We start from the raw sequence: 541 nt of genomic DNA on the forward strand, positions 1-541 counted from the left end.
CATGGCCGTCTCCAGCTGCCACACGGGCGTGCTCTGCTTGTCGCGCGGATCCACGGTCTTGCCGTTGCGGATCAGCGGCAGGTCCAGCACGCCCTTGGCGGCGCGCAAGGCGTCGCGCACGGCGGGCAGGTGGAGCCAGAGGGAGTTGGTGTTGAAGTAGCGGTGGCGGGTCACGTCCTGGAAGGCGTCCAGGTCGTCGTCGGGGCACTGGGCCAGCTCGCGCAGCATGAGTCGGCCGTCGCGGCGGCGGGCCAGGTGGCCGCCCTTGCGGTCGGCGGGCGTGCGGTCCGCGCACTCCATGAGGAACGGGGCGCCGGACGCGGCGAACCAGCCCAGCAGGCCCGGCTCGATCACGGCGCCCAGGTTGTCGCTGTTGCTCACGAAGGCATAGCGGTAGCCGCCGTCCACCAGGTCGTCCAGCAGGCCGGTGGTGAGCAGGGCGGTGTAGAGGTCGCCGTGGCCCGGCGGGCACCAGGTCAGCGACGGATCGGCCGGATGCTCGGCCGTGGCCAGGTCGTCGCGGCGGATCTTGGGCACCTTG

General features: G+C 72.3%; 1 protein-coding gene. It reads right to left on the bottom strand.

Annotated features, from left to right (window positions below; all coding sequences use genetic code 11):
• Window positions 1-541 (bottom strand): UTP--glucose-1-phosphate uridylyltransferase (locus tag KDM41_18890; GenBank protein MCB1185492.1); only part of this gene is annotated, 541 nt, incomplete at both ends.

It is taken from the genome of bacterium (genome assembly GCA_020440705.1).
Taxonomy (GTDB): Bacteria; Krumholzibacteriota; Krumholzibacteriia; order LZORAL124-64-63; family LZORAL124-64-63; genus JAGRNP01.